Origin of the sequence: Sphingobacterium sp. UBA3519, from assembly GCF_002377215.1 — a bacterium.
In the GTDB taxonomy this organism is placed as follows: Bacteria; Bacteroidota; Bacteroidia; order Sphingobacteriales; family Sphingobacteriaceae; genus Sphingobacterium; species Sphingobacterium multivorum.
Map to the genome: position 1 here is coordinate 120,635 of NZ_DFPI01000018.1, position 22,305 is coordinate 142,939.

19 protein-coding genes are annotated in these 22,305 nt (G+C 40.8%); 13 read left to right on the forward strand and 6 right to left on the reverse strand.

Annotated features, from left to right (window positions below; genetic code table 11):
* Position 1 precedes the first annotated feature (1 nt).
* Together B3297_RS08785 and B3297_RS08790 are read left to right on the forward strand one after the other, a co-directional pair.
* Entirely contained in the window at positions 2-355 is a 354-nt protein-coding gene (locus tag B3297_RS08785; protein ID WP_070563983.1) for a hypothetical protein, read from the forward strand.
* A complete protein-coding gene (locus B3297_RS08790; RefSeq protein WP_236560205.1) occupies positions 340-1,536 on the forward strand; it encodes an oxygenase MpaB family protein in 1,197 nt (398 codons plus the stop codon). Before B3297_RS08785 ends, B3297_RS08790 begins: the two co-directional genes overlap by 16 nt.
* Here the strand turns inward: B3297_RS08790 and recR are convergent.
* The gene (recR, locus tag B3297_RS08795; protein ID WP_046673482.1) at positions 1,533-2,147 is read right to left on the reverse strand and encodes a recombination mediator RecR; all 615 of its coding nucleotides are present in this window, start codon (positions 2,145-2,147) and stop codon (positions 1,533-1,535) included. The genes B3297_RS08790 and recR overlap by 4 nt on opposite strands.
* A gap of 114 nt (positions 2,148-2,261) precedes the next feature.
* Here recR and B3297_RS08800 point away from each other — a divergent pair, with 114 nt between their 5' ends.
* The 6 genes from B3297_RS08800 to B3297_RS08825 all read left to right on the forward strand — a co-directional run bounded on the left by B3297_RS08800 (position 2,262) and on the right by B3297_RS08825 (position 11,007).
* Positions 2,262-2,966 carry a TIGR00730 family Rossman fold protein gene (locus B3297_RS08800; RefSeq protein WP_046673602.1) on the forward strand — a complete coding sequence of 235 codons (705 nt, stop codon included), beginning with the start codon at positions 2,262-2,264 and terminating at the stop codon, positions 2,964-2,966.
* Positions 2,967-3,177: 211 nt separating this feature from the next.
* On the forward strand, positions 3,178-3,735 hold the full coding sequence (locus tag B3297_RS08805) for an RNA polymerase sigma-70 factor (RefSeq protein ID WP_070563980.1): 558 nt from the start codon (positions 3,178-3,180) through the stop codon (positions 3,733-3,735).
* A gap of 67 nt (positions 3,736-3,802) precedes the next feature.
* On the forward strand, positions 3,803-4,942 hold the full coding sequence (locus B3297_RS08810) for a FecR family protein (protein ID WP_070563977.1): 1,140 nt from the start codon (positions 3,803-3,805) through the stop codon (positions 4,940-4,942).
* Between the two features lie 35 nt (positions 4,943-4,977).
* Entirely contained in the window at positions 4,978-8,250 is a 3,273-nt protein-coding gene (locus B3297_RS08815) for a TonB-dependent receptor (RefSeq protein ID WP_286778786.1), read from the forward strand.
* An 18-nt stretch (positions 8,251-8,268) separates the two neighbouring features.
* A complete protein-coding gene (locus tag B3297_RS08820; RefSeq protein ID WP_070563972.1) occupies positions 8,269-9,819 on the forward strand; it encodes a RagB/SusD family nutrient uptake outer membrane protein in 1,551 nt (516 codons plus the stop codon).
* 66 nt (positions 9,820-9,885) lie between these two features.
* Complete coding sequence (locus B3297_RS08825) at positions 9,886-11,007, forward strand: acyltransferase family protein (protein ID WP_286778787.1); 1,122 nt, start codon at positions 9,886-9,888, stop codon at positions 11,005-11,007.
* Positions 11,008-11,568: 561 nt separating this feature from the next.
* Here B3297_RS08825 and B3297_RS08830 read toward each other — a convergent pair.
* Entirely contained in the window at positions 11,569-13,029 is a 1,461-nt protein-coding gene (locus B3297_RS08830) for an exonuclease domain-containing protein (protein WP_286778788.1), read from the reverse strand.
* Between the two features lie 178 nt (positions 13,030-13,207).
* Between B3297_RS08830 and B3297_RS08835 the strand changes: the two genes are divergently transcribed.
* Positions 13,208-13,489, forward strand: coding sequence for a GNAT family N-acetyltransferase (locus B3297_RS08835; RefSeq protein WP_112374089.1), 282 nt, complete (start codon positions 13,208-13,210; stop codon positions 13,487-13,489).
* 65 nt (positions 13,490-13,554) lie between these two features.
* On the opposite strand, the gene hutG is transcribed toward B3297_RS08835, so the two are convergent.
* The 4 genes from hutG to hutH are packed head-to-tail and all read right to left on the reverse strand — an operon-like array spanning position 13,555 to position 19,414.
* Complete coding sequence (gene hutG, locus B3297_RS08840; protein WP_286778789.1) at positions 13,555-14,577, reverse strand: formimidoylglutamase; 1,023 nt, start codon at positions 14,575-14,577, stop codon at positions 13,555-13,557.
* The gene (locus tag B3297_RS08845) at positions 14,574-16,592 is read right to left on the reverse strand and encodes a urocanate hydratase (protein ID WP_286778790.1); all 2,019 of its coding nucleotides are present in this window, start codon (positions 16,590-16,592) and stop codon (positions 14,574-14,576) included. Before B3297_RS08845 ends, hutG begins: the two co-directional genes overlap by 4 nt.
* A 4-nt stretch (positions 16,593-16,596) precedes the next feature.
* A complete protein-coding gene (gene hutI / locus B3297_RS08850) occupies positions 16,597-17,796 on the reverse strand; it encodes an imidazolonepropionase (protein WP_286778791.1) in 1,200 nt (399 codons plus the stop codon).
* A 58-nt stretch (positions 17,797-17,854) separates the two neighbouring features.
* The gene (gene hutH / locus B3297_RS08855) at positions 17,855-19,414 is read right to left on the reverse strand and encodes a histidine ammonia-lyase (protein ID WP_286778792.1); all 1,560 of its coding nucleotides are present in this window, start codon (positions 19,412-19,414) and stop codon (positions 17,855-17,857) included.
* A 77-nt stretch (positions 19,415-19,491) separates the two neighbouring features.
* On the opposite strand from hutH, the gene B3297_RS08860 reads away from it, so the two are divergent.
* The 4 genes from B3297_RS08860 (at position 19,492) to B3297_RS08875 (ending at position 22,087) form a co-directional block, all read left to right on the forward strand.
* Positions 19,492-20,415: a LysR family transcriptional regulator gene (locus B3297_RS08860; RefSeq protein WP_070563954.1), complete on the forward strand. Its 924-nt coding sequence runs from the start codon at positions 19,492-19,494 to the stop codon at positions 20,413-20,415.
* Between the two features lie 122 nt (positions 20,416-20,537).
* The gene (locus B3297_RS08865) at positions 20,538-20,828 is read left to right on the forward strand and encodes an antibiotic biosynthesis monooxygenase family protein (protein WP_046673491.1); all 291 of its coding nucleotides are present in this window, start codon (positions 20,538-20,540) and stop codon (positions 20,826-20,828) included.
* 110 nt (positions 20,829-20,938) lie between these two features.
* Positions 20,939-21,445 (forward strand): S-ribosylhomocysteine lyase, encoded by a 507-nt coding sequence (locus B3297_RS08870; protein WP_046673492.1) that lies wholly within the window; start codon positions 20,939-20,941, stop codon positions 21,443-21,445.
* A complete protein-coding gene (locus B3297_RS08875) occupies positions 21,446-22,087 on the forward strand; it encodes a hypothetical protein (protein ID WP_070563951.1) in 642 nt (213 codons plus the stop codon).
* The last annotated feature ends 218 nt before the right edge of the window (positions 22,088-22,305 follow it).

Genomic DNA, 22,305 nt, shown 5'->3' on the forward strand with positions numbered 1-22,305 from the left:
AATGGCAGAAATTAGCATCAGAATAGCGATAGAAAAAGACAGTTTAATCATACCGTTCACCGATCAAGAGCTCCTACCATTCGTCGACAAACATCAGAAAGAAATCAATGATTACGTTATCGATCAATTGGAAGATAAAGATGGCGGCCCGCATTTAAGTGACTTTAGCGTCAACAGGCTGACTTTTTTTGCTGATCAGACAGGTGGCTCTTTTAGACTTCATTTTAAAATTGACCGTCAATTTTGCTGCAGTGATCTTTTATCTTGTCAAACGGATTATATAGACTTTAAATTCAATAAATCGAACAATACAATCACATTAACAGGAGGTTATATATCTTGGACAACTCAATAAAAGAGAGGCGAATACCCGAGCGTTATCAAGTTAATACAAGTTCATTTTCTTTCTATTGGTCGAGAGGTCTTGGCGTGGAATTGCTTCGCAAATTGCCGACTAAACCTTCGATCGCTGCTGCCGATCAATTTGTACCTTTACTCGATCAATTTGACAATAGCTGCGACCAGCTTGTCGAACAGCTCCACCTAAAAATTGGTTTCCCTCAAGGTCAACAACTGCTTAAAGATGCACTTGCAGGAAAGCCTATTGATGCCGCATACGAACCCATATTGCAGAATTTTCTACAGACATTGGATCTCAGTCCCTCTTGGTTAGATTGGGATAAAATAGAGCAAGGCATTGGCCTCAGCCAACGTTCGGGCTTATCAGGACTTGTCGTATTACGGGACTATGTCCTCATGGGGGGCTATGAATCCAGTGCCATCAATAAACCCCTAATTTTTACAGGTGCGTTAAAAAAAGGTGCTGTCAAAAGGCTCACCGAAACGGTCACCTTTTGGGTTGACGTCACAGGTAACAATGCACTGAAAAAGGGTAATATCGGCATTGAGGCCATCCTACTTACCCGATGTATCCATTCGTATGCTCGGTTAAATATTCTAAAGCACGGTCAGTGGCAAACAGAAAAATGGGGCATCCCTTTAAACACTTGGGATATGCTAGCGACCAACCTCGGATTCTCTCTTGTTTATCTAACAGGGCTAAAACGCATGAAATTCAATATATTGAAAAGCGAGGTTGATGGTTTATTCCATGTTTGGAAATTTATTGGGACATTGCTGGGCATTCCCACGCAATTGCTACCCGACACCGAGGAGCAAGCTATTGAAGCGTTGTATTATTGGACGATGACCCAACAATCAGGAGATCAGGATAGTTTAGCCTTAGCAAAAGCGCTCATGGAAGAGCCCATTAAAGCAGCCTACCCCACAAACAAATGGGGACGAAAGCTTATGCGTGAAATTCATCTCTACTACAATCATTATCTATTGGGAGACTATTCGTGTTCATTACTTGGTTTAAGGAAAACGGTACTCGGTAAAATCGCTTATGTGAATATCTTAAAAAATAAAAAAGCAAATCATATGATCACCGACAGCCTATGGCGACAACAACAGATTGACAAAGGAAGAAAGATACACGAGGGTGTGAAACAAATCTATCTGAAATACAATTAACCAACATTGCGCTCGTAAGGCACCCGTGTCGCAATGGACCGTCCTAAGGTCAGTTCATCCACATATTCCAATTCACCACCAAAGGCTATACCGCGGGCAATGGTTGTAATTTTAACATCAAACTCACGCAATTTGCGATATAAATAAAAAATGGTGGTATCCCCTTCCATTGTTGCTGAAAGTGCCAGAATAACTTCTTCCACCTCACCTCTTTGAATTCGATTGAGTAATCCCTCAATTTTTAGATCCGCAGGACCAATACCGTCCATTGGCGAAATTAACCCACCCAATACATGATATACACCTTGATAGGAATTTGTATTTTCAATGGCCATCACATCACGTGTATCTTCCACAACACAAATCAAGCTTTTATCACGTTTAAAGGAGGCACATATCTCACATATACTGTGATCCGAAATATTGAAACATTCCTGGCAATACTGAATATCTTCTTTCAAGCGATCAATAGCGGCTGTAAAACGGGCTACATCCGCATCGGATTGCTTCAGCAGATGCAAAACCAGTCGTAATGCTGTCTTTTGCCCTACGCCTGGTAGTTTTCCAAATTCAGCGACGGCATTCTCAAGAAGTTTAGAAGAAAAATTCATAATGCAAATGTAAGAATAATCAGAAAAAGTAGCTACTATTAAAAAAATAGCTATATTGTATTCCTTTTTGAAAAATTGGAATTTAGAATTAAATGTATAACGTTATATATGGACATTACAAAAGAAGATAAAATTATCCGCGCATTTGAAAACAAAACATGGCAGGAAATTAAAGTTAAGGACTCATGGCAGATTTTTAAAGTGATGTCAGAGTTTGTGGACGGATTTGAGAAATTGGCAAAAATTGGTCCCTGTGTATCGATATTTGGATCAGCACGTACGCCACGTGAACACAAATATTATCAAATGGCGGTCGATATTGCCAGTTTATTGACAGAACGCGGTTATGGTATTATCTCGGGCGGTGGACCTGGAATTATGGAAGCAGCCAATAAAGGTGCTTATGAATCCGGAGGAAAGTCTGTTGGTCTAAATATTGAATTACCATTTGAGCAGTTTCACAACAAATATATTGATCGCGACAAACTACTTGAATTCAAGTACTTTTTCGTCAGAAAAGTGATGTTCATGAAGTATTCTCAGGGTTATATTGTTATGCCAGGAGGCTTTGGAACCATGGATGAGCTTTTTGAAGCAATCACATTGATTCAAACCGGCAAAATTGCACGTTTTCCGATCGTGTTGGTTGGCTCTGAATATTGGAAAGGGTTGATGGACTGGGTTCAGAATACAATGATTCCTAACAAATATATCAGCGAAGAAGATTTGAAACTATACCGTATTGTCGATACTGCCGAAGAGGCTGCGGATCATATTTTCCGATTCTACGACAAATACTTGTTGAAACCAAACTTCTAAGAAGTACCCGTAAAAAAAGAGTACCTGAATCAACAGATACTCTTTTTTTTTGCCTATTTGCCCTCCCCTTGGTCTTTGTAAAATAGGTATTTAGCTGTTCAAAACCAGCTTTTACAGATTAAAGTTGCATTATTGCCAATTTAGTCCCTACATTTATGGCGCGATTCGCATTACACGTCGTTAACCGTAGAAAAACAAATTATTGTCTTGCATGAAAGATTTTGGAGGCCATTCAGATGAAGAGTTGATTGTATTGGTTCAACAAGACGATAGCTTAGCTTTCGAAGCTTTTTATGATCGCTATTGGAAAAAGCTTTATTACCAGGCTGCGCGCAAAACAAATTCGCTGGAAGACGCGCAGGAAATCGTTCAAAACATCTTTACTTCGCTTTGGCTGAGACGCCATCAACTCCAAATTGAAAGCAATCTCGCCTCCTACCTCGCTGTGGCCGTTAAATACAAAGTCTTTAAATATCTGGCGCAACAATACAAGCAGGAAGTTTTTAAACACGATACGGAATGGGCCGATTTCGATAACTCGACGGAAGATTGGCTTCAGTTTGAAGAACTTCGAGTTCGGCTGGATCAGCTTGTTTCGGAACTGCCCGAAAAATGCCAGCTTGTTTTCAAATTATCCCGCGAAGAAGGACTCACTTATAAACAGATCGCTGAGCACATGAACATCTCTGTGAAAACGGTCGAAACCCAATTAAGCCGTGCCTTAAAAAAAATACGCGCTGGTATTCAGCGCTTTCTGATTACTTTGTGATTTTTTTTCTCTACTTGTCAGGGTATCAACCCAATCTAGGGACTCTATATATAAATAACCCCTAAATATGGTTGATCATAATCAATTCCGGATAAAGCAATTGGCTTACAAATGGCTTCAAGGCACATGTACCCCTGAAGAGGAAGCCGAATTGCAAGAGTGGTATGAAACAAGTAATGGCGAACCTCTCCCTATTCCTGAGGGGCTGGCAACCGATGAACAACAACTCAAAGAGCTGTTATTTTCCAATATAAAGCAGGAAATCCAAGCGTCAAAAATCAGGCGAATTCCGCAACGGGTGAAGTTGGGTGGAATAGCTGCTGCTTTGGCACTGTTGTTTATATTACCCCTTTACCTTGTTAAAAGAACATCTGGAGATAGCCAGCGGGTAGCCGTGAAGATGCAACAACAGGTTCACCCGGGCATTAAGGCGGCCGTATTAACTTTAGCCGATGGAACTAAAATTGATCTTTCTGCCCAGCAACAGAGCGTTCTCCATCAGGATGAACAGGTGAAAGTAATTACGACTGCTTCCGGAACCGTGCAATATCAATTTACAGCCAGTAGGAAAACTGCTACAAGCCGTACCAATACCATTGAAACCCCGATTGGAACAGAGTATACGATCATTTTGGCCGATGGCAGTAAGGTGTGGCTAAATGCTGGATCCGTGCTGACGTTTCCTGAATCTTTTGCGTCGAATAGCCGGGAAGTAAAATTATCTGGGGAGGGCTATTTTGAGGTCAGCCACGATAGCAAGCGCCCCTTCTATGTGCGATCCAATGAACAGACCATTCGTGTATTCGGAACCCATTTTAATGTACGCTCTTATCCAAATGAAAACAATAAAACCACACTTATAGCAGGTTCTGTACAAGTCTCGCAATTCGGTAAGTCAAAAATGCTGAAACCTGGTCAAGCAGCATTTACCACTGGCGGGAATCTTATCGTAGCAGAAGCCAATATCGAAGAAGCAATGGCCTGGAAAAATGGTTTTTTCTATTTCGAATCGACACCCATTAAAGATGCGCTTGCCGCCATAAAACGCTGGTATAATGTGGATATCGTGTATAAAGGAACAAATGAAAAGCGTGAACTGACAGGTAAGATAAAACGCAATTCAACTGCCCAGCAACTGGTTGAGACCCTCAACTTTCTGGATATAAAATGCCGATTGGAAAACAATAAAATTGAAGTTGAACTCTAAATTATCTAATATAAAACAAACTTACCCAACTAATTATGCACAAACTTAAAACCATCCAAGGGGCTGGTAAAAAGGCAAAACTATTTGCTGCTTTACTTGCTATCCAATGCGTTTCCCATGCAAATAATTTGGCGATGGCGAATGTAAACCAATCTAAAATCAAGTTACAAGACAAGGAATACACTTTGGCAAAGTTTGCTAAAGAAATCGAGCGTCAGAGTTCTTATGTGTTTCTGTACGATAACTCACAGATTAATGATAACCAAAAAATCCGCATAAACCATAAAGATGGTTCTATTGTTGAAATTCTGGATGACAACCTGAAAGAGCTGTCGTATTCATACAAAATTGTCAACAACACCATTGTCCTAAAAAAGAAAATAAATGACATACCTTTAAGAAACACGATCAATATACAACAGCTTGTCAAAGGGCGCGTTACCGATGGCGACGGTAAAGCATTAACAGGGGTCACCATCCGCAATACAACAACAGGTAAACAAACGGAAACAGACAGTAAAGGTGAGTTTTCTATTGAAGCGACTACTACCCATCAACTCAGCTTTAGTTCAATAGGTTATGAGACTATCAGTAGTACGGTAGGTTCCAATAGTTACCTCAATATACAGCTAAAAACTGCCAACAACCAACTGGAACAGATCGTTGTGGTCGGTTTTGGAACACAGAAGAAAAAAGACATCACGGGAGCCATTGCAACCATGAGTACAAAAGATATTGAAGATCGCCCTGTGACCCAATTAGCGAGTGCTATGGAGGGCAAAATGGCGGGGGTGGAAATTGTAAAATCTTCCGGACAACCTCAAGCTGGTTTCTCTATTCGCGTTCGCGGAACTTCAACAATTACTGCAGGTAGCAATCCATTATACATTGTAGATGGTGTTCCTACTGAAAACATATCGGAGCTCAATCCATCCGATATTCAAAGCATTTCTGTATTAAAGGATGCTGCTTCAGCCGCTGTCTATGGATCTTCTGGCGCAAATGGCGTTGTATTGATTACAACCAAAAGAGGAACAAACGGTAAGACACAGGTAAATTTCGAAACCTATCAAGGATTTTCAGGCATCAGAAAAAAGCCTAGTGTTCTAAATGCGGCACAATATAGAGAATTAATGACTGAGATGGGAGAAGCCTTGGATTGGTCGAAATATACCGCTGATACAAACTGGCCAGATCAGCTATTCCGCACCGGTCACAGCCAAAAATACCAGGCTTCAGTACGCGGTGGAGATGAAAAGACAGGGTTTTACATCTCGGGATCTTATCAAAAAGATAATGGTACGGTCATCACAAATACAGTAAACAAGGTCAATTTCAAGGTTAATTTGGATCATCAGATCAATAAAATCTTTAAGGTGGGGACCAGCTTATCGTACAACCGTTGGTACGACGTGGATATTACCGAGAACTCCCGAAATGGAGTCATCATGAATGCTTATCTGGGCTCTCCAGTAATCGGAATATATGGCGACAAAGGTTCTTTCACAGTAGATCCATTCTATACAGATCTTGACAACCCCGTTGCATTGGCAACAGGCAACGAGCACAGCTATATCAACAACAGATTTACAGGAAATGCCTTTGTGGAAGCCAATATCCTACCTGGATTAAAATTCAAATCGCTGTTTGGGTATGAGAAATTTAACAACCAGTACCGCAGTTTCGTAGATCCTTTTCGTACAACGGAAGGTCGAAAATATAAGGGTATGGCAACGCTCCAGCAGCAGGACAATCAGTATTGGATGTCCGAAAATACATTAAACTATAATAGAACCTTTAGTGACAAGCACCATTTTACAGGCTTATTAGGCTATATTACAACGAAAACACAAACAACAACCTCAAATATTGCTACGCAAAATTTTGCTAATCCAGCAATCCACACGGTCAATGGTGGTTCGATGATCACAGCGATGCCTACGGCAGTAGACGCCGCTGTATCCACTGTATCTGGCATCGCAAAAATTGGTTATGATTATAACGACAAGTACCTATTTACAGCAAATCTGCGGGCTGACGCATCATCTGTATTTGGCCCAAATAACCGCTGGGGCTACTTCCCTTCTTTCTCTGCCGGTTGGCGTTTATCCAATGAAGATTTCTTCAGTTCGCTGAAAAACACCGTAAACGATTTGAAAATCCGTGCGAGTTGGGGTAAAGTTGGAAATAGCCAAATTCCGGCCTTTTCCTATCTCGGTTTAGTCGACGTGACAGGATCATATAACATCGGCGACCAAGTTGTACCCGGTTATACGCCTGCTACCCTGGACAATCCCAATTTAAAATGGGAAACAACAAATCAGACCGATATTGGTGTGGATGCCAGTTTCTTTAATTCGAGATTGATATTTGGTGCAGATTATTATGCAAAAAGGACTGTAGGCCTACTTCTCAGCTCAAGGGTTCCGTACAGTTCGGGCTATAGAACTGCGCTGAAAAACTTAGGCGACCTACAAAATAGAGGTTTTGAATTCGAATTGAGTAGCCGAAATTTCGTTCACGATTTCAAATGGAATACAACTGTGACCTTTGGGCTCAATCGCAATAAAGTCCTGAATATTGATGGCGGAACCTATTATGACGGAAATATCGATGGTCGGGGTAATAGTACGATTGCAAAAGAAGGCGTTGCATTGGGGTCCTTCTGGGGCTATATCGCAAAAGGCGTCAATCCAGAGACCGGAGATATGATCTATCAGATGGCTGATCCGGAAACAGGTCTTCAAACGAGTGATATGGCTATCATCGGGAATGCTACACCAAAATTCTCTTATGGCATGACCAATGATTTCAGCTATAAGAACTTCAACTTTTCCTTTTTCTTACAGGGGGTACAGGGAAATGATATCCTTAATGCGACGCGTATTTATACAGAAGGTATGTGGGAACCGAGAAACCAAAGTGTTGCCGTGTTAAACAGATGGACTGTTGATAACAACAACAGTACTATGCCACGTCCGGATCTAAACAATACAGATGACAACTACAATTCACAAATTTCCTCCCGTTTTGTAGAGAAAGGTTCTTACCTCAGGGTAAAATCGATGACCCTGGCCTACACGCTACCTAAACAAGTGCTTGAAAGATGGAAGCTCAATAAGGTCCGTTTTTATGTGACGGGCGAGAATCTGTTAACATTCACCAAATACTCAGGTTTGGATCCTGAGGTAAGCATGTATGGGGGAACTAATCAGCAAACCGTGAGCTCCAATATGGCGCCCGGTATCGATTTTGGTACTTCGCCGCAGGCACGCACCTTTATTGTTGGTTTAAACCTAACTTTTTAACCTTTTAGCTTACAAAAAATGAAATCAACTAGATATACTTCATTGGCCATAGCCTTATTGACATCGCTTACTCTAAATTCCTGCAAAAAGTTTTTAGATCTTCAGCCTACCTCCACGGTAACGAGCGAAAATGCCTATCTCACAGGAGACAATATTGAGAAAGCATTAAACGGAGCCTATAATTCTTTTATAGGCAATGGCACTCGTCCAGGTAGCAATGCCAATTATTATCAATGGGAAATGATTCTGCAAACAGATATTCGCTCTGATAATGCCCATGCTGCCGGTGGTGGCGAAATAGATTTTGCACAAATTGACTATAATAACATCACCAATACCAATGAAATGGTACGCAGGGACTGGGAAGAACTGTATGGAGCAATCTCAAAATGCAATATCGTTATTGACAACGTTGATAAGGTCACAGATCCTACTTTTTCGGATGAAAGACGCAAACAAATTCTTGGAGAAGCTTCATTTTTAAGGGCCTTCCATTATTATCAATTGGTCAAGCTTTATGGTGGTGTGCCCTTGGAAAAACACTCCAACAGTACAGATGCAGAAGTATTACGCATCAAGCGATCAACTGTAGCCGAGGTTTATGATTTTATCGATTCGGATCTGCAAGTTGCTGCAAACAACCTACCCGATGGATTTGGGCAACCTTCCATTGACAAGGTCAGAGCAACAAAAGGGGCTGCAAATGCCTTACTGACCAAGATATGGGCACAACGCCCTGATCGAGATTACAATAAGGTATTGCAATACGCCGATGCAGTGATCGCTGGAAAAGGTGGTTACCAGCTCCTTCAAAACTATGCGGATCTTTTTGACGGCAAACACAACTATAATAGTGAATCTATCATTGAGATTCCCTATATCGCCGGCAGTCCCAATCTAAGCTGCTGGGGTGGCGCATTCTTTTTCCCGGATCTTGATGAAAATGGCAAAATCAACGAAAACGAATGGCGCCGATATGGAACACCATCGAAAGATCTTGTCGAAGCTTATGACAATGCTGGCGACACCGAACGAAAGAACGCCAACATTTGGTTCTATTCAGTTCCTTGGGCGGATGAATTTTGGAATCCCTGCGGAGATGCTGCGACAGAAATCCCATTTAACGTAAAGCAAAAACATGCCAACAGCTTCCAAAGTGGCGATCATTTTTACCTTTTACGACTTGCGGACATCATTCTGCTCAAAGCAGAAGCTCAAAACGCACTGGGAAATACTTCAGGGGCAATAAATACCCTTAATGTCATCCGTCATCGCGCAGGGCTCGCCGATTTATCCGGTATCAGCTCCAGTGCCCTAAAGGCCATCATTCTCAACGAGCGCCGATTAGAACTAGCTTTTGAAGGGCAACGGTGGGATGATTTAAACCGTTATGGTGTCACAGTAGATGTGATGAATAAATTAAATGAAATCAAATTTACATGCGATAACGGCAAGCAGAGTAGCCCTACGTTGATTAAGTATAATTTTAACCAAAATAGCCTGCTCCTTCCAATACCATTATTGGAACTGCAGGCAAACCCGAGCCTGACTCAAAATCCAGGCTATTAATTAGACCAAACATAGGCTGTTCAAAGGAGTATCCTTGAACAGCCTTTTTTACCAATACACTTTATTATGACTCGTTTTAAATCACTGGATATTTTCCGTGGGTTTACACTCGCGGCTATGATTCTCGTCAATAATCCTGGCAACTATCATCATGTATTTCCTCCACTTGAACATTCCATTTGGCATGGATGTACGTTTACAGATCTTATATTTCCATTTTTCCTATTTGCTGTCGGAAACGCTATGGCATTTTCTTTAAAAAACAGCGACCAGTTAGCCCCCACACGATATTGGAATAAAATTCTCAAGAGAACAATCATCCTTTTTCTACTTGGTCTGTTTTTAAATATTTTCCCCTTTGCGGAATGGAATAGTCTTCACCAGCTCGAGTGGATTCCCTTTGCCAAGTACAGGTATTTTGGGGTGCTGCAACGTATTGCAATCTGCTATTTCAGCACGGCAATGATACTATACTATTTTAGGGCTAAAGGTGCTGCAGTTATTAGTATCTTCCTGCTACTCCTCTATTGGCTAATTTGCTATTACGGTAATCCAGCAGATCCTTACAGTCTGGAAGGTTGGTTTGGAACGACACTAGATATCCGAATCTTTGGTGCATCCCACCTCTATCACGGCGAAGGAACAGCATTTGATCCAGAGGATGTCTGGAGCGTATTTCCGGCCATCAGTCAAACGATATTCGGGTATATCACAGGAAAATACATTATTCAAAAACTGACCGGCAAAAGTGAACTGATGAACCTATTTGTCGTAGGCCTGGTCTTTATTTTAGTAGGCTATCTATGGTCATTTGCTTTTCCTATTAATAAGAAAATCTGGACCAGCAGTTACTGCGTATTCACAACGGGTATTGCCATCTCTTTTCTTGGTATATTAATCTATCTCATCGAATTTCAAAACATCAGAGGGATATTTTATACTGTCTTTGACGACTTCGGCAGGAATACACTATTTATCTATTGTCTTAGCGGACTAATCCCTACGATTTGTTCATTTATTCTCATTGGGGATAAACATCAAAACCTTTGGAACTTTAGCTATCATTTCCTGTTTGTTGGTTGGCATAATCAACAATTATCCTCCGCCCTATTTGCATTGCTATTTGTCGCTTTGAATTGGTTGATCGCCTATTATTTACGAAAGAAAAAGATCTATATCAAAATCTAGGTCAAGGTATCTTTGGGTTAAAATAAGGGAATCTGAATTAGGAATAAAAAAAGGGCCAAAGGCCCTTTTTATATATAAAGATATGGATAAGATATACCGCAGCTACTTTTAGAAAACGCCCCATCTTTGTTTTACTAATTCCGCTATTACAGTACGCTGACACTAAAGTAACTTAAACTAACTATAGAGAGAAAAAACTTAGGGGGACAAAAGGGGGACAAATATTAATCAATTGAAAACCAATAAATTGAAACATACACTTCAAATAAAAAAAAACACTGATTTATTTTGAATAATCAAAATAAAAGGAATACTTCACCTAAAATTCTTGTTCGGAAATATAAAAAAAAGAAAACCTGAGGTTGGGAGCCCCAGGTTTTTAACTAACCAATTATTAACCTAAATTATGAAAAGTCTTTTTTTAATATTCTACACAAAGAATATTTCAACTATTTGACCAAAATCGCGCGCGATTTGCGATTTCACATTTCTTTAACAGATTACTGAGATTGAAATGACTAAACGGAAAAAATTCCCAAAATATGACTTGAAAATATGCTGTTAATAGAAATTAAATAGACTATTCGGAGTCAATTTCTCGTAAGAGAAAGTGGGCTCTGCCGCAACGTCAGGTAAAATCTTTGATTTTGTTAAGAAATGTACTTTAGCGGGATGTCTTTCTGCTGCCATTTTGACCAATTCCATCATGTAGTGATTGCTCTGATATCTTTTAACTTGTCCTTTTATATCTTCAAACCCGCTGTACTGGCCGTATTGATCCATATATCCCATTCCATAAAAAATACCATTTTCAATGACAATGCAACTTTTTTCATCAGAATTACGTCCTTTATCGATCAATACATACGATGGCTGCTGTTTGAGCCAATCCTCAATACAACGTTCCACCCGGGTATTGTGTAGGTCTCGATCGGGCAATTCGGTCTTCTTGATGGATTTCGTAGACAAACTGGCGTGCCCAAACTGACAAAATTGCGGATTAATAGCGTCATGCTGAATAAAGCTTTGCAGCAACTGAATAGCGTCATATTCACGCTGAAACAGCTGAATACATGCTTGTCCCCTTGTCGTCTTCCCTATAGCCAGATGGAGATAGCCATTTTGGTCCTCATAAGAAAATAAACCGAATTTAGGCTCATACCGTTTAAGTGCCCTATTATATTTTGGCCAGAACTTTTTAATTTCCGCACATTCCAATAACAATGACATCAGCTCAGTTCCGCAGCACTCATAACTTATATGATGAATTTCTTTTAAGAAATGTTGCCTTTGCGCTTGAATATTATTCCCTGTAAAATGGGACAATACTCTTTTTTTTATATTTACAGCCTTGCCAACATAAATTACTTTTCCAGCTTTGTCATGAAAATAATAGACCCCGGGATCATTGGGCAATTGTTCATATTCCAAGGGATTTAAATGCGGTGGAAAACGTTGGTCTAGCGCTTTATGTTTAATCATATCCTGAAATACCTGTTCGGTATCTAGCACTTTCAAATAAGCAAAGAGAATGGCTGTTGCATCGGCGTCGCCACCCGCACGGTGTCTATTTTCAATTGGGATATCTAAATAATCACATAGACGTCCCAAACTATAGGACAATAATCCGGGCTTGATTTTTCGGGCATAGCGTACTGTACATAATTTTATTGCTGACCACTCGAAGCCCGATTCCTGAAGCTGAAACCGAATGAATGAATAATCAAAGTTTACATTATGCGCAACAAAAATACGGTCTTTGAGCATTCCATAAATGTGTTCGGCAACTTGATCAAATAATGGAGCATCTTTCACCATATCATTGTCTATTCCCGTAAGCGCAAAAATTGAATTTGGAATTTCTTTCCCTGGATTAACCAAGGTCTCCCAACGTTCCAAAACCTGGTTACCATCATGAATAATAATGGCAACTTCGGTGATCCGGCTCGATTTTGCATGGCCACCTGTAGTCTCTATGTCCACAATGGCAAATTCTTGTCTTTTGCTTTGATTTACACTCATAACGCAAAGCAAACATACTAAAAATATTAGCTATTTAAAAGAATCGCTGCAATTTTACAAAACACAAAAGCAAATTATGCCATCTAACTGGTAAAACAGCTGTTTTTCTCAACTAATGTCATGTTATATATTGCTGGATTTTGTTTAATTTGTACTTTTCATTCATTAAATCATGCTCATGGAAGTAATACAAAAAAATGACGATAAACATGGTAGCTTTGAGGTTATCGATCAAGGAAAATCAGTTGCGCAAATGACTTATACCTGGGCTGGCCCCACAAAATTCATTATAGATCATACGGAAGTAAGTTCTGAATATGCAGGAAAAGGGCTAGGTAAACAGCTATTGATGGCGGCAGTGACTTATGCACGTCAAGAAAATTTAAAAATTATGCCTTTATGTCCTTTTGCAAAATCAGTTTTTGATAAGGATCCGACATTGGCCGATGTGCTTTTTTAAGGCCTCGACCAATATGCAGAAAGATGGTTAGATTGCTGTCGCAATTTACCCATCTTTTTTTCTGTTTATCTACTGGCTAGTTGCTGATCAAATTTAATGGCAAGTTTGTTTATCAACTTGAAGATCAGATCAGCTGTTAATTTCGCCGTTCTAGAATCGATATCAAAATGGGGATTAAATTCAGCAAAATCGACAGATTTTAAGTTGGGCAGATCCAGTAGAATATCGTAGATCGTAAAGAACAAATGATCGGGCACTATACCGTTAAATGCCAATGCACTTACTCCCGGCGCATAAGCTGCAGCGAAAGCATCAAGATCAACCGTCAAATATACATAATCTACTGATTTGGCAAAACGTACAATTTTGTCGCGAATGAAATCAAGTTTCTCAACGACCAGACCCTGTCGCCCTATAATCTGTACTTTCTTCGCTTTGGCATAGTCGAGCAATCCTTTGGTATTACTAATTTCTTGAATACCAATTGCCAGGTAATGAAATGGCAAACCTGCATTAGACTGGTCCTGCTCGATTTGATAGAAGCCCGTTCCCGAATTCCCTTTGCCGTCGTGCAATGGACGGATGTCTAAATGGGCATCCAAATTAATAATGCCTAGACTTTGATCACGGCTCTTAAGAAATTCTTTAACACCCAAATAATGGCCATAGGTTACTTCATGGCCGCCACCCAAGATGACTGGAAATCCTTCTTGTTCAAGAATACAATTTAAGGCAGAACTTAAACCCTGCTGCGACAGCTCTAAATCACTGTCTTTTATCAATATATCACCACAATCTTTAAGTTGTAATTTATCTGAAAAATGTACAGGAAGGTTTGTTAAGACATTCCGAAGTGCTGTGGGTCCGTCCTTGGCTCCTACACGACCTTGATTGCGTCCGACCCCCTCATCGCTACAGAATCCCAGAAAAGCGAAGGACTGTCTTAAATCAGGCTGCTCGAGAAGATCAACACAATCCATTAATTGATGCCAACGCATCCATTCACGATCCTGGCCATCGATACGCCCTTTCCATACCGCTTGGTCACCTTTGCTGTATATTTCTGGATTATTCAACAAAAAGTTCATTCGTTCAGATCAAATAATTGTTCAATAATATCGTCATCTACAAGTTGCGCGCGCGTAACTTGCAATGCCGTATTTCCCTCCATTGCACGATCTAGCGCCTGATTAGCTTCCTTATTTCTAGCCCAAGCACGCCTAGCGATCCCATTATTGACATCAAAATACAGCATCTTTTCCAATTTAACAGCTGCTTCCCCTGAGCCATCTAGCAGTAAACCAAAGCCACCGTTGATGACCTCTCCCCAACCAACTCCGCCGCCATTGTGAATAGAGACCCAAGTGGCCCCGCGGAAACTGTCTCCGATGACGTTATGAATAGCCATATCTGCTGTATATTGACTTCCATCGTAAATATTACTGGTCTCCCGATAAGGTGAATCGGTACCGCTCACATCATGATGGTCTCTTCCCAAAACAATAGGTGCCTCAAATAAGCCACTTTTTACAGCGTCATTAAAAGCCTTTGCTATTGCAATTCGTCCATTGGAATCTGCATACAGGATACGAGCCTGAGAGCCTACCACAAGTCTATTTTTTCCAGCTTCTTTAATCCACTGTATATTATCTTGCATCTGCTGTTGAATTTCCACTGGGGCCTCTTTTCGGAGATTTTCCAAAACTGTCATGGCTATTTCGTCTGATTTTTGAAGATCCGAAGCCTTTCCTGAGGTACAAACCCACCGAAAAGGTCCAAAACCATAGTCGAAACACATTGGACCAAGAATATCCTGCACATAAGATGGGTAGCGGAATTGATCCTTGTCATTATTCCATACGGCTGCACCAGCGCGACTGCTTTCCAAGAGAAACGCATTACCGTAATCAAAAAAATAAGTTCCTTTGGATACATGCTTATTGATGGCATCAACATGTCGTACAAGGCTTTCTTGTACACATTGCTTAAATCTGTCAGGATCACTCGCCAACAAAGCATTGGATTCTGCAAAGGTCAGCCCCATTGGATAATAGCCTCCAGACCAAGGATTATGTAATGATGTCTGATCAGATCCGACAGTGATGTGAATATTTTCGTTATCAAAGGCTTCCCACACTTCGACAATATTACCGATATAGGCAAAGGATACGGTCTCCTTTTGATCCATCACCAACCGTACCTGTTCAACAAGTTCATCGATGTTTTCGATCAATCGGTCTACCCAACCTTGTTCATGCCGTTTCTTTGCCGCAGCGGGATTTATTTCAGCGCATACGGTGATACAGCCGGCAATATTACCTGCTTTAGGTTGTGCGCCACTCATTCCCCCCAAGCCAGAAGTCAAAAATACCTTGCCCTGAATTGTATCATCTGCTGCTAAGTGTTTTCGGAAAGCGTTCATGACAGTAATTGTGGTGCCATGTACTATACCCTGGGGACCAATATACATATAGGAACCTGCTGTCATCTGTCCATATTGCGTAACGCCTAAGGCGTTAAAACGCTCCCAGTCATCCGGTGTCGAATAGTTTGGAATCATCATGCCATTCGTTACAACAACGCGTGGTGAATGTTGTGACGACGGGAAAAGACCCATGGGATGACCACTGTAGAGATGTAAAGTTTGCTCATCTGTCATCTGTGCAAGATACTGCATGGTGAGGCGATATTGAGCCCAATTTTGGAAAACAGCTCCATTCCCACCATACGTAATCAGTTCATGAGGATGTTGCGCTACAGCTGGATCAAGGTTGTTCTGAATCATCAACATAATCGCTGCCGCTTGCTTGCTCTCTGCTGGATAATCAGCGATCGGTCGCGCGTGCATTGCATATTGGGGCCTAAAGCGGTACATGTATATTCGGCCGTAACTACGGAGCTCCTCTAAAAATTCAGGTGCTAAAACGGTATGCCATTGTTTGGGGAAATAGCGTAATGCGTTCCGTAAAGCCAGCTTCTCTTCCGACCGGGTGAGAATATCCTTTCGTCGGGGGGCATGACTTATGGTATGATCTCGCTCTACTTTTGGGGGCAATACGGTCGGAATACCTTCCGCCACCTCGTTCTTAAATGTATCTTCCATGTTGTTATAATGAGAATACTTCCCGACCATTTTTCCATACTGCTGTAGGTTGCAAACTTCCTTGGTAGTAAGTAATATCCTGATAATTAGCTGTTTTAAATATACTGAAATCTGCTTTCATGCCTTTGGCTAACACGCCGCGATCCGACAGGTTTAAAGCTTTGGCGGCACGATAGGTTAATGCAGCAAGCAACTCAGCGTTCGTCAACTTCTCTGCTGTTGCCAAAATACTCGCACTCGTCAATAATTGTCCCATGGGTGCAGAACCCGGATTCCAATCACTTCCTATGGCCAAACATGCACCTGCATCCAACAGCTTTCTAGCTGGCGTAAAACCACATCCAAGTCCGATGGAAGCCGCAGGTAGCGCCACCGCAACTGTATCTGAATGGGCAATAAGGTCAATTTCAATTGCTGTTGATGCCTCAAGATGATCCGCAGATTGGGCACCGAGTTCAACTGCAATCTGACTTCCCGAAGTTGAAAACTGATCGGCATGAATAGTCAGGTCAAAACCCATTGCTTTTGCTTTTTGTAAATATGCCACAATGTCTTCTCCTTGAAACGCTGTTTTTTCTATAAATGCGTCAATCCGGTTTGACAGCCCTTCTGATTTTAATAGCGGAAAAAGATCTGTTGTAATTCGATGAAGATAATCCTTTGCCGATCCGCTGAAGTCTCGCGGGAGCATATGTGCCGCCAAACAAGTTGGAACAAGGTCTGATGCCGTACGACGATCCGACTCCTGAATGACACGTAATATCTTCAGCTCTTCTTCAACATTAAGACCGTAACCGCTTTTAACTTCAATTGTTGTGATTCCTTGCCTTAACAGAAAATTTGCACGCTGGATCGTGAGATCAATCAATTCTGCTGCATCACAATCCCTTGTGTGTGATACCGTGCTCCAAATCCCTCCCCCAGCTGCCGCAATCTCCAGGTAGCTTGAGCCTGCATTTCGGAGGGCGAAATCATTTGCTCGATTACCGGCAAAAGCAATATGCGTATGGCAATCAATAAAGCCTGGCAAGGCGACTTGATCTTCCTCTACATGTACAAGTGCCACTTGCTTTCCCCATTGCAGTTGTAATCCCTCAAAGTCCGCCACTTCCATGATATCGTTACCTGCTATTAAAATACCTCCATCTTTAATAATAACTATTTGTTTATCATGGAGCGCCCCATTAACGGGCATATTTGACATGGTTAATATCTGCCTAAAAGGTCCAACTAATTTTAGCTCTTTTTCCATCCTTCTTCGTCTAAAACTCTTCAAATCTTTGTTTCAAATCCGCAGCAATTTCGCCCGTCGCATATTGACGATGCAATGTGATCAGTTCGCCCGATTTTACGAGCCTTAATGCTTCAGTCAACAGCTCTTCCATCGGTTGATCGGATTCGATATGCGGAATGGACTGACGAATTCTCGCATGAATAGCTTCCAATGCTGCAGTCGATTTTAATGGCTGATGATAATCCTTTGCCTGTGCCGCACATAACAGTTCAATGCTTAATATTTTATCAACATTGTCAATGACCTGTAGTAATTTTCGACCGGAAATAGATCCCATACTGACATGGTCCTCTTGGCCTAAAGAGGTAGGAATACTATCTGCACTTGCAGGAAAACAAAGCCCTTTATTCTCACTTGCAATCGCGGCTGTGCTATATTGTAAGATCATAAATCCTGAATTGAGACCGGTTGATTTCATTAACAATTTTGGGACACCGTTGGTTTGACCTTCTAAAGACAAGTAAACCCTTCGATCCGAAATATTGCCGATTTCCGATGCAGCAAGTGTGGCATAATCCAAAGGCAAAGCGATTGACTGTCCGTGAAAGCTACCGCCACTAATGGTTATTTCATCATTAATGATCACAGGATTATCGGTCACTGCATTTATTTCGATTTCTATGGTCTCCTTCAAATGAAGCCAAGCATTGCGTGATGCTCCGTGGACTTGAGGGATACAGCGCAAAGAATAGGGATCTTGTACGCGGGAACAGTCTTTGTGGCTTTCTAAAATGGCGGAGCCATGAAGCATGTTAAAAATGCTTGCAGCGACATAACGGTTTCCGGCATGCGGGCGTAATTGATGTAATTCAGTAAAAAATGGTTTTATTGAGCCGTTTAAACCTTCAATCATTAAGGTCGCAATAATATCAGCATTCTGAAGTACACGATTTAACTCAGCAACAGCCATCACAGCATGGGCTGCCATAAATTGAGTTCCATTGATCAAAGCCAGACCTTCTTTTGCGCCCAAGTGCATCGGAGCCATACCATATTTTTCCAAAACGGTAGCTGTTTCCATAATTTCCCCTTCTACGTTGACTTTTCCTAAGCCAATCAAGGGTAAAAATAAATGTGACAATGGCGCCAAATCACCCGATGCGCCGACAGAGCCTTGCTTAGGTACCACAGGAATGATATGGTTTTCGATATGCCAAATAATCCGTTCAATTGTCGCATACTGAACACCCGAAAATCCTTGAGAAAGCGCGTGAACTTTAAGAATAAGCATCAATTTGGCCAAATCATTGGCGATAGGTTCGCCCATACCGACAGCATGGCTTTTTAGAATGTTTTCTTGTAGCAACTGCGTTTGGCTTGCGTCAATAAGTGTGGTACACAAGGGACCAAAACCGGTATTAATCCCATAGACAACCTCACCACGCTCGACTATTTTACGGACATAACTGGCGCTCTGCTCGATCTTATTCTTGACTCCGGGTGATATTTCCCCCGTAACCGTTCCTTTTACTATGGCTAAGGCTACGGAGCATGTTAGCTGCCCACTGCCGTATAAAAATTTTTCCATCTTCCTATCTGCTTTACTCAAATGTACTTGCTATATTTGATAATTAGAAATACCATTTTTATCATCAATTGATAACCATGAATTATCAAATAGAACTAAGACACTTACTGTATTTTAAAGTATTGGCAGAAGAGCTGCATTTTAGAAGGGCTGCCGAAAAATTGTTTATTGCGCAGCCGGGCTTGAGCAGACAAATTAAGCAGCTGGAGGAATCCTATGGCGTAGCACTTTTTGAGCGTAATAAACGAAATGTTCAAATGACGGAAGCTGGGATCTATCTCTTTGCGGAGGTGAAAGAACTCTTTAGGCACTTGGATCAGATTGAAACTCAACTTCAAAGCTTTGCCAATGGTAAAATAAGTACCTTAAAGCTGGGGTTTATTGGGTCGGCTGTTCAGACCATCCTGCCGGAACTACTACTCAATTTAAAACAGCAGCAACCTGATATCGAGTTATCACTTCACGAACTAGCGAATGAAACCCAGCTGGATCTGCTGGAGAAAAAAGAATTGGACTTAGGCTTTGTTCGTCTTTCGGAAACGCCACCTGGCCTATGTAGCCTGCCTATACATACCGAGCATTTTAGTCTCGTTTTACCCAACGATCATCCCCTATTGAATTCGCCGAAAGCAAGTCTTGACGCCTTAAAAGATGAATCATTTATCTTATTTTCCAAAAACTATAGCCACTCTTATTATGATCTCGTCATGAGTATCTTTAGTGATCATAAGTTTATCCCCAAAGTTACTTTGCGCACTGTGAATGCTTTGACCATTTTCAATATGGTTGCTCAGGGATTGGGTGTTGCCATTGTTCCTTCGTCTTTAAAGAACGGATACCATGTTGATGTCACCTTCCTTGAATTGAACGGTTTACCACAACGAACAACGCTCTCTCTAGTTTGGAATGCACAAAATCGCAACCCGGGTATTCCATTGGTCACCCAGATCATTACTTCACAACTAAAATACGGATATAATACGTCAAAGCGGGATAATTAAGGTCTAAGTCCATATTAAAACAATAAAGAATAAATTGTTCGGTAAGCTTGTTCGTGTATTGCATATCAGAAACAAATTTTCTAAGTTTGAGTTATTTACTAAACTTGATAAAAAAACAAATTATGATTTTAGAAGTAGCTGTATTGCAAATTATTGAAGGACAACAATCCAATTTTGAAAGAGACTATAAAACAGCTTGCCAGTATATTAGTGCGAGTAAAGGCTATATAACGCATTCACTACGTAAATGTATTGAGAAAGACAACCAGTACATTCTATTGGTCGAATGGGAAACGTTGGAAGATCATACCATCGGTTTCAGAGAATCTGCATTATTTAAGGAATGGGAAAAACTTTTACATCATTACTACGATCCGTTTCCAACAGTCGAACATTATGAAGTGTTAAAATAGTAGTTTTATCGTCCTTTTTCTATAATAATCTAGTATCTTTGTAGAAATTTTTGATATTCAACTTTTAACCCCTGTAGCGTCGCAAGCGTTACAGCTTTGAACAGAACAAGATGTACACAAAAGAAAAAGCAAAAGTAAATAGTTTTACGGTAGATCATACCAAATTAAAACAAGGGATCTACGCTAAAGCTTCTACCACCAATAACAGCAATGTTGAAAGTTATACAACTTACGACATTCGCATGATCAGACCGAATTCTCCTGAGCGTATGCTATCGCCTGAAGTCATGCATACCTTAGAGCATTGTTTTGCAACAGAAATTAGAACCATCTTAGGTGATGAGGTTATTTATGTTGGACCAATGGGCTGTTGCACGGGATTTTATGTTGTATTGGCTGGAACAGCGAAAACTCCTCAGAATGTGGCGGAATTGATGAAAGAAGTATTAGAGACTATTCTTACAGAAGGATACGAAGTACCTTTCCAAAACCCGATTAGCTGCGGAAACTACACATTTATGGATTTTCCCACCTCAAAGCAGGCTTGTGTTAACTTCTTAAATCTGATAACTGCCGGAGAATTGGCTTTTGAGTATCCATATATTGAAGAAAACTAAATGATCCTGAATAAAGATATTGAAACGATTATCTTGGTAGCAAATAAAAATGAGCTATCTTTTAATCCGACCATTGAATCGACTTTTGTCTACGAAATTGGTGTAGGTAAAGTAAATGCTCTCCTAGCCGTTGCTACGCTTTATGAAGACATCAAAGCTTTAGGGATCAATCCTATTCTTCTCAATGTGGGCACTGTGGGCTGTACAAGACATCCGATAGGACATGTTCTTTATCCGGCATACTATGCGCAAGGAGACGCGTATACAGATGGTTTTTTTCTGGAAAACACCTTGTTTTTTAAAGGGCAAGGGATTTTGGAATCCATTTCACGCGATGAATTTCGTTACGAAGATGCACTCTTGACATCGGATCGTTTTATCAATGTAAATACGGCTTTTTATCAGGATATCAAACATTTTAATCCTCTGGCATTTGATATGGAATCTTATGCCCTAGCGAATTTCTGTTTTCAAAAAAATCTCACCTTTCATAGCATTAAAATTGTTTCAGACAATTGTGATGGTACCGTTAAAGATTGGGAAAGCATTTTAGGGGAAATTTCAGGGAGATTAGGAGACATCCTCGATCAATTTATGAAAAAATTGAATCACGAAAAAGCTGCTGCTGTCCCTATATCGTAAGTTAATGAGATAACAAAAAGACCTGTAGAAATAGAGGTCTTTTTTGTTGCTATTTGGGCCGTACCGCTGCCCAAATTCCCCAGCATTATTCCAATAAACTACCTTGTTCTTTCTTCAACAGCTGCCCCTACCGTCCTTCTAATTTGAATTTATCGAAACTATTCTTCGCCGAGGTTGTTCAGATAGTGGATGACAAGCCCATCGTTATAGTCAATATA

Excerpts from the sequence above, each read along its gene's own strand:
- B3297_RS08785 (WP_070563983.1), top strand. The coding sequence starts at position 2 with ATGGCAGAAATTAGCATCAGAATAGCGATAGAAAAAGACAGTTTAATC.
- recR (WP_046673482.1), bottom strand. The coding sequence starts at position 2,147 with ATGAATTTTTCTTCTAAACTTCTTGAGAATGCCGTCGCTGAATTTGGA.
- B3297_RS08805 (WP_070563980.1), top strand. The coding sequence starts at position 3,178 with ATGAAAGATTTTGGAGGCCATTCAGATGAAGAGTTGATTGTATTGGTT.
- B3297_RS08810 (WP_070563977.1), top strand. The coding sequence starts at position 3,803 with ATGGTTGATCATAATCAATTCCGGATAAAGCAATTGGCTTACAAATGG.
- B3297_RS08815 (WP_286778786.1), top strand. The coding sequence starts at position 4,978 with ATGCACAAACTTAAAACCATCCAAGGGGCTGGTAAAAAGGCAAAACTA.
- B3297_RS08820 (WP_070563972.1), top strand. The coding sequence starts at position 8,269 with ATGAAATCAACTAGATATACTTCATTGGCCATAGCCTTATTGACATCG.
- B3297_RS08825 (WP_286778787.1), top strand. The coding sequence starts at position 9,886 with ATGACTCGTTTTAAATCACTGGATATTTTCCGTGGGTTTACACTCGCG.
- B3297_RS08830 (WP_286778788.1), bottom strand. The coding sequence starts at position 13,029 with ATGAGTGTAAATCAAAGCAAAAGACAAGAATTTGCCATTGTGGACATA.
- B3297_RS08835 (WP_112374089.1), top strand. The coding sequence starts at position 13,208 with ATGGAAGTAATACAAAAAAATGACGATAAACATGGTAGCTTTGAGGTT.
- hutG (WP_286778789.1), bottom strand. The coding sequence starts at position 14,577 with ATGAACTTTTTGTTGAATAATCCAGAAATATACAGCAAAGGTGACCAA.
- B3297_RS08845 (WP_286778790.1), bottom strand. The coding sequence starts at position 16,592 with ATGGAAGATACATTTAAGAACGAGGTGGCGGAAGGTATTCCGACCGTA.
- hutI (WP_286778791.1), bottom strand. The coding sequence starts at position 17,796 with ATGTCAAATATGCCCGTTAATGGGGCGCTCCATGATAAACAAATAGTT.
- hutH (WP_286778792.1), bottom strand. The coding sequence starts at position 19,414 with ATGGAAAAATTTTTATACGGCAGTGGGCAGCTAACATGCTCCGTAGCC.
- B3297_RS08860 (WP_070563954.1), top strand. The coding sequence starts at position 19,492 with ATGAATTATCAAATAGAACTAAGACACTTACTGTATTTTAAAGTATTG.
- B3297_RS08865 (WP_046673491.1), top strand. The coding sequence starts at position 20,538 with ATGATTTTAGAAGTAGCTGTATTGCAAATTATTGAAGGACAACAATCC.
- B3297_RS08870 (WP_046673492.1), top strand. The coding sequence starts at position 20,939 with ATGTACACAAAAGAAAAAGCAAAAGTAAATAGTTTTACGGTAGATCAT.
- B3297_RS08875 (WP_070563951.1), top strand. The coding sequence starts at position 21,446 with ATGATCCTGAATAAAGATATTGAAACGATTATCTTGGTAGCAAATAAA.